The organism is Chitinilyticum piscinae (genome assembly GCF_015223195.1).
GTDB classification, from domain to species: domain Bacteria; phylum Pseudomonadota; class Gammaproteobacteria; order Burkholderiales; family Chitinibacteraceae; genus Chitinilyticum; species Chitinilyticum piscinae.
In genome coordinates, this window is record NZ_JADFUA010000006.1 from 213773 (window position 1) to 220318 (window position 6546).

Here is a 6546-nt window from a genome sequence, read left to right on the forward strand (position 1 = left end):
ATGGGCTCCTTCAGTAGAGTTCTGCTCCGTCTATTCCAACTTCCGGATCGGGGTCTGCGCATTCCCAGTTACATTCCCAGTCAAGCGTTGTCAGTCCGGCCGCCAGACTGTTCAGCCGTTCGCAAAGAGCGTCAAAGGGATAGGAAGGAGGTACATCGATCGCCAGCAGTCTTGGTGCGAAGCGTTCGACCCGCAAGCCGTCGGCAAGCAATTCATCTTGTAATGACTGCGCCTGGGTATGTGCCAGCCCAGCGGTACCGGCGAAGCGGATGCGCAGTGTCCGGTGGCCGGACTTTCGCACAATGCGATTCAGAAACAGGCCTTCCCCATCGTCATCGCTGCTACAGCACACCACGTCACCGTAGGAGAGGTTGTAGCAGAAGAACGGCACGCATTCGATCCGGTATTCGCCAGCACCTGCTACGCTGGCCGGCAGGCTTTCCACTTCGGCCGGCGTGGCCAGTAAGGCGATGATCCGTACGGTCTGAAAAGAGGGCGAGTCTTTCACGTTTGACCCCAGAAGCCATCTGGGTAGACCTGCAACTTCAACGCCGGTGCGGTGAATTGCGCGGCAAAGCACAAGGCCTGTTCCTGCTGAGCAAGGATGATGCCCAAGGCTTGCTTTCCCTTTCTATTTCACCCCGGCTGGCAGATAGGAGCGCAGCACGGCCCGCACACCTTCCTGGCGGAAACGCTCGATCAGGAGCTTGCCAGCCTGCTGTTCGGCTTCGCTGGCTTGCCAGTTGACCGCATCGCGCAGACTGGTGGAATAGCCCTCGCGCGGTGGTACGCTGTTGGCCAATGCCCAGCTTATCGCCCAGTTTTTCTTCACTGGCGGGCGCCCTTCATGGAAAAAATAGCCCAGCAGTACGTAGCCCTCGGATTCCTGCTGTTCGGCCGCGGCCAGATACAGGCTCAGCGCCTTGGTGGTGTCGACCTTGCCGGCCTGGCCATGCTCGTACATCTGGCCGAGATACGTCATCGCCAGCGCATTGCCTTTGGCGACACTGGCCTGGAAATACTTCAGGGCCTTGGCTGAATTGCCTTCCTTGAATGAAGCGTCCATGCCTTTCTCCAGTTCCGCATCGCCAGGGGCGGCAAACGCGGAGCTGGTGAGCAGCAGAACGGGGAACGCGGTGAGCAGGGCAAGTTGGCGCAGCATGGGAATCAGGGGAAATTGAAAGAGAGGCGGACTGTTACACGGGCTGGCTACGCTGACAAGCCTTGTATGAAAGGCCCGCGCAATTCGATCATTCCGCTGTGGCCGTCAACACAGTTCTCCAGCGCCGACTCCAATCTCGCTCCCGATTCTCGCTGGGCGTGGTGCTTTGGTGCAGACACCATCGTCATGGCATCGAATGGTGGCAGGCACGGATACCAGTTGCCCGCCCTGCTTGGCCCAGATGCTGTTGTGTCTGCGGGATCAAGGGGGCTTTGTTGTGAAGTTAGCGGGATGAAGTGGCGTTTGTATGGGTATGCTTATGTATTCTTTGTGAAAAAAAGCTGTTTAGCTGTATAGGCTTACGGGTATTTGTTGCTGTCCTCCTGATGCATCGCCTTGCGCACCGCGCGTACCGCCAACTGTCCGGCTTGGGCAACTTGCGGGTGTGGATGCTGACGACAGCGCTCGGCCAGCGGTAGCAGTTCTGGGGCAGGGCGCAGGCAGATGGTGCGTGCCAGTGCTTCGCCCAGATAAAAATCCTCGTTGGTGGCCAGCGTATTCAGCCAGCCCTGATCAGCCTGCTCCAAATCCAGCGACGGTAACAGTGTCGTCAGCAGGGTGCTGTCGTTATCGTGGTGCTCGGCGCCCTGCAACAGGGCTTGGAGTGCCGGCTGATCGGGTGCGAGGGGAGCCTGGGCGGGGTGTAGCTCAACCAGCGCACACCCCGCCGCGATTGCCTGCGCCAGCAGTGTTTGCCACTGAGCCGGGCTCTCCGCGACCAGCCGGCTCTCGCCGTCATGCACCAGATAGAGGACGCACCCTGCCAGCGCCGGATGACGCAGCAGCAGGTGATGTTCCGACGTACCGGTGTCGTCCAGTACCAGTGCATCCAGCGTGCGCACCAGAGGATGCCAGGCGAGGGCATCTGTCAGGACTTTGGCCCTCGCAAACGGCAGCAGAAGACCGATTGGTGTTGTGTGGTTCATGCAGGCACGTTCCGGATGGCTGGCGATTACGCAGATGGTGGGGCCGAGAGAGCATGCTCATCGCCCGGCATGCGTGCGGGGCTAAAAATCGCAAACCGAGCCGAAAATGTCTTCGATGTCATCATTAACCTCGGTATGCGCAGCCAGCATGCAAAAAGCGCTATAGGCGTCATCACGTTCGCAAGTTTCCAGCCCCGGTAGTTTATTGAGCACCTGCCCGAAGACAATCAGGGCTTGTTCGATCTCGGCGGCTTGCTTGGCTTTGGCTATGGCCGCCTGAGCGATCCGGTAGGCTTTGGTAGCCGCCTTGGCATTCTTGGGTGTCCAATCCGCAAAAGGCAGGCCATATTCGGTTACAAACCAGTCCGGCTTCCGCAGCTGCGTGGCGCTGAGTGAAATGCATGCTTGTTCGCCAACCGCTTTCAGGTGGCGTCGATGCCATGCCCGCAGCGCTTTGCCAGCGACTTCGTCGACATTCCAAGCCAGTAGATTGGTGAGCTTCGGCCAGCTTTCTGGCGCCGGTAGCTCGCTGAGATCATTCATAAAACGCAATTGCAGACTTTCCAGTCCAGTTAACTTGGCCAGCTCGCCCAAATTGGCGATCGCGCCATACAGGGATAATCGGCTTAACTGAGGCAGCTTCAGAGCGCTAGCTGCATCAAGTGGCTGGCGCAATGGTTCATTGAAAAGAGTCAAGTCGCGCAAGGAGAGAAAATTGTCCAGAAGCGGTATCACCTGTGGAGGTCCTTGGCGGTCTGTGTCGGGGGCCAACGCCAGGGAACCGCTATATTCGGCAGCGTTGATCGCCGTGAATTGACTCAGATCACCGCTGAGGTGGAGATAGGTGGCGGCTGGCAACCTGATGCGCAGCGCAATCCCTTTGGACAAATGAATTGAAAGCCGCTGAATGTTTGCCGCACTGGCATCAATCTCGCACGAGCGTGTTGGAGTCCAGCTCAGTGATTCGATGACGCGCTGTTCTGCCCAGGCAAACACGCCGGTATCGCTGCCAACATAGTTCAACCAGCGTGGCCAGGGAGAACCGGCGGGTACGGTGAAGGGGGTCAAGCAATCCCAGTTGATTGGGTCATCGGCATTCACGCGCAAATCACAGCGGTGTTTGCATTGCTCTGCCGGGGCTATGGTCAGCGAACCCAGCCCAGCTTCCCTGATTAGGGTATGGCTATCGGGACCGGTGAGGGATAGTGGCTGTCTTGTTTCATGTTCAAACATACTCAATTTCCATGGCGTATCGAATAGGCGAATGGTGATCCAGGTGTCGATCAGCCCTGTCCAGGTGATATTCCTGCTTGGGTTGCTACCAGCCACTGTGTGGCCAGCGCTTCAACCCAGTCGTGCCAGCTGGCAATGCCCTCGATTTGCAGCAGGTAGTCCGTGCTCTGGCCGTTGTAGCGGGCTGTCCAGCGATATACCGGGTGTGGCTGCAAGCGTGGATTGCAGTGGCTGCCAGAGAAGACCAGCAAGTGTCCTGTCTCGCGATGGCAGAGCACTTCGCCGCCATCGGCGGCATGCGCCAACACCAGCCAGCTGCCGTCAGCAAAACGGGTGTAGTTCTGCACGGTTTCGCCGTCATTGCCGCGGTCGTCCTGATTGGCGAAGGCATCGTCATAGTCTTCAACCCATAGCAGCGTATCGAGCGGAGTATCGGAAGCAAAAAAGACAAAATCCTGATTGAGCGCGAAATTGTCGGCCGGGCTGCCATCCAGTTCGCCCGCGTTGACGATGCCCGGGCACAAGCGGATACCACCGAGAACCTCAAGAAGCAGCTGTTGTTCGGGCGAGAGCAAATCCTTATCGGGGAGGGCAATGTCCTGTGGAGGGCAGCACGTCCAGCATACCCAGGCCCCGCTGTGCGTTGTCCATGCCAGTAGCCTGATCTCTTTGTGCTGGTCATCCAGCACAAAATCCGTTACGCGCGCCCGATCCAGCAATTCGGCCAACCGGGGAAAGCGGCTGACGAAAACCGGCGGATAGGGCAAGCCCTGACTCAGGCTGGGGCGCATGTCTTCCAGCGAGTAGCCGTGCAGTTTTTCGCGCTGGCGAAAAATGGCGAGATCCGGAAAATTGCCCCACAAGGGATTATCCAAGCTCAGCCTCCGGTTTATGACCAGTTGAACGTTTGCAGCGCAATGCGCAGGCCCGGGTGATAGAAGAGCAGAATCAGTGCCCCGTAGTCACCGTAATGGCTGGCGTCGACGCTGCAGACGAACTGGAAGCGTTCACCGTCCGGTGTCATCGGATACACATCATCACGGTCGTCGATATTCACCGGGACTGCTTCGCGCCGGCCCATGCAGCACCAGTTGTCGTAGGCCGCCGTGCCGCCCAGTTGCTCGACGAGCGGGAAGGGCTCGTCCGACCACGGGCAGGGCAGACAGCCCTTGGCCAGATATTTGGCTTTGCGGTCTTGGTAGCCCCGCTCGGTTTTGGCGTAGTGGTGGGCCAGTTGCTGCTGGAAATTGCGCAAGCTCGCCTGCCCGGTATCGTCGGTGCTCAAATCGCATTCCAGCAGGAAATAGCGCCAGTCACCCAGCCAGTGATAGCGCTGCGCGTCATCAACGCAAAATGCCAGCCAGTTGTTCTGCACGTAACCGCTGTGATACTCGCCAGTCTGATCACCCACCTGGCCATCCAGAGGTTCATACGGATTGACCACGTGCAGCCAGCCTTGCCAGCCTGGATTGACCGCCGAAAGATCGACCGAGACGAGCGGCATCAGATGCTGGCGTTGTCGCGCCACTGGCTCGGCAAAGACCTGCTCGTCGGGCGGATAGATGCGCAGAAAAGGTTGCGCGTAGCGGATGTGCTCGATCATGGTGCGGCTTACTCTTTGGGCAGGATGGTTGTCACCACCCAATTGGCATCCTTCAGCTCGTTATGCCAGTGCCAGAGCAGTGTGCTGATGTCATCCGGGCCCATCATGGGGTAGAGCGGGAAGTAGGCCTGCAGCACCGGGCGTTGCTGCTTGTCCAGCTGCATGCGGCCATAGCGGCCCTTGAGCAGGTTGTGTTCGTTGACCACGTTCAGCGTCACCGCCTTGCTGGCGGGCCAGCGGGCGGTAAATTCTGCCTGCTTGCAATATTGCTGCGCCTTGCAGCCGCGCAGCGTGATCTGATAGGGCATGCTTTTGCGGTTGACCAGAATGACCGGTTGCCCCTGCGCGTCTTCTTCCTGGGTAACCGCGTCCTTGTCGGGCCCAATCGCCCGTTCGATGGCCTCTGCCATGAACATGCGCGGCGTGATGCCGGTTGCTTCTTCGGGCAGAGCCTGGCCGGGCAGGATGGCGAGGATGCAGAGGGAGGCGAGGAGGACTGATCGCATGAACGAACCTTGGCAGTCGTGCAAAAAAGGCGCCACTGGCGTAGCTGGATACGGGCAAGGCTGAAGCTTATACCTTGGCTGGTTGAAGCTGACAAGGTTTGTTGGTTTTGTGCGCAGTGGTATGTCGCTACCGTGTGTGAGCCAGGTCACAGGCGGCTACGCCGCGCACTGGAAAAGGCAGGGGGGCACTTGACCGTTGCCGCCAAGGCGCGACATGTATCTGGCGGGGGTAACTTTCTCAGCTAAGCCCCAGATCTTTCACAAAATGCGAATCGGGCTGGATGCACTGTATCTGAATGCCGATTTGCTCACTGCTTAGCTTGATTACTAGTTTCCGTCTTACTGATCGCACAATCATTCAATTTTTTGGTGACTTACTTGATATGATCGTGAATGTCGTTGATGAATAGACCGAGAATTTTTCCTTTTGTCAGGCCTTTGTTGGGGTGCCCAAGATCTTGGCGTATTGCCAGTAGTAAGTTTTCGATGTCAAACATGATGGTAATCCCAGAGGACTCACCTTTTATGCTGTTGTTTCTGAATTTGAACCAAGCATCTATTACATCGTCAGCTCCCCAGACAACTAAATTTTCAGTAAACGAAGCCATTTGCTTAATCATGTCTTCCTCGCTAAGCGGAGGTAAGCCAAGCTTGTCCGAGAAGGTTATGCGGAAAATGAATTTAACCATGTCCTCATAAAATGGAGTTTTCTTTTCTCGATGTTCTTTCGCAACAATTGCTCGAAATTCAAGACGTTTTGCTACTAGTATTGAGGCTACCGATACAACCACAGTAGCCGCTGCAGCAATAATTCCTGCTCCGATCGTTGGATTGATTTGCGAGAAAGCAGTCCAGAGTAACTGTAGCAATTTAAAAAATCCCCAGATGGTTAATCCAAGAATACCAATACTGAAAGTGATGTGAGCTAATTGTCTGGTCTCGGATCATAATTTACCCATCCGCAGTTGGCGACTCTATCTGGCACGTTCGGTTTTGGGTACGCTCTGCATGTCGATCTCCAGGTCAGGCCAATGAATCTCCGTTTGCACGGGCGCG

Annotated in this window: 8 protein-coding genes; all 8 read right to left on the reverse strand. The window is 56.9% G+C overall.

Annotation, left to right across the window (positions count from 1 at the left end; genetic code table 11):
* Positions 1–10: 10 nt before the first annotated feature.
* Positions 11–508, reverse strand: a complete 498-nt coding sequence (locus tag INR99_RS12035) for a DUF4265 domain-containing protein (RefSeq protein ID WP_194116578.1) — start codon at positions 506–508, stop codon at positions 11–13.
* Positions 509–631: 123 nt separating this feature from the next.
* Complete coding sequence (locus tag INR99_RS12040; protein WP_194116579.1) at positions 632–1162, reverse strand: tetratricopeptide repeat protein; 531 nt, start codon at positions 1160–1162, stop codon at positions 632–634.
* Positions 1163–1521: 359 nt separating this feature from the next.
* The gene (locus INR99_RS12045; RefSeq protein ID WP_194116580.1) at positions 1522–2148 is read right to left on the reverse strand and encodes a hypothetical protein; all 627 of its coding nucleotides are present in this window, start codon (positions 2146–2148) and stop codon (positions 1522–1524) included.
* Between the two features lie 81 nt (positions 2149–2229).
* Positions 2230–3381 carry a hypothetical protein gene (locus INR99_RS12050; RefSeq protein WP_194116581.1) on the reverse strand — a complete coding sequence of 384 codons (1152 nt, stop codon included), beginning with the start codon at positions 3379–3381 and terminating at the stop codon, positions 2230–2232.
* 50 nt (positions 3382–3431) lie between these two features.
* Positions 3432–4256: a hypothetical protein gene (locus tag INR99_RS12055; RefSeq protein WP_194116582.1), complete on the reverse strand. Its 825-nt coding sequence runs from the start codon at positions 4254–4256 to the stop codon at positions 3432–3434.
* 14 nt (positions 4257–4270) lie between these two features.
* Positions 4271–4984, reverse strand: a complete 714-nt coding sequence (locus INR99_RS12060; RefSeq protein ID WP_228098274.1) for a hypothetical protein — start codon at positions 4982–4984, stop codon at positions 4271–4273.
* Positions 4985–4992: 8 nt separating this feature from the next.
* The gene (locus INR99_RS12070; RefSeq protein WP_194116585.1) at positions 4993–5490 is read right to left on the reverse strand and encodes a type III secretion system chaperone family protein; all 498 of its coding nucleotides are present in this window, start codon (positions 5488–5490) and stop codon (positions 4993–4995) included.
* A gap of 374 nt (positions 5491–5864) precedes the next feature.
* Positions 5865–6359: a hypothetical protein gene (locus tag INR99_RS12075; protein WP_194116586.1), complete on the reverse strand. Its 495-nt coding sequence runs from the start codon at positions 6357–6359 to the stop codon at positions 5865–5867.
* Positions 6360–6546: the final 187 nt, after the last annotated feature.

Coding starts and splice junctions, on each gene's coding strand:
- INR99_RS12070 (WP_194116585.1), bottom strand. CDS start 5,490: ATGCGATCAGTCCTCCTCGCCTCCCTCTGCATCCTCGCCATCCTGCCC.
- INR99_RS12040 (WP_194116579.1), bottom strand. CDS start 1,162: ATGCTGCGCCAACTTGCCCTGCTCACCGCGTTCCCCGTTCTGCTGCTC.
- INR99_RS12060 (WP_228098274.1), bottom strand. CDS start 4,984: ATGATCGAGCACATCCGCTACGCGCAACCTTTTCTGCGCATCTATCCG.
- INR99_RS12045 (WP_194116580.1), bottom strand. CDS start 2,148: ATGAACCACACAACACCAATCGGTCTTCTGCTGCCGTTTGCGAGGGCC.
- INR99_RS12050 (WP_194116581.1), bottom strand. CDS start 3,381: ATGTTTGAACATGAAACAAGACAGCCACTATCCCTCACCGGTCCCGAT.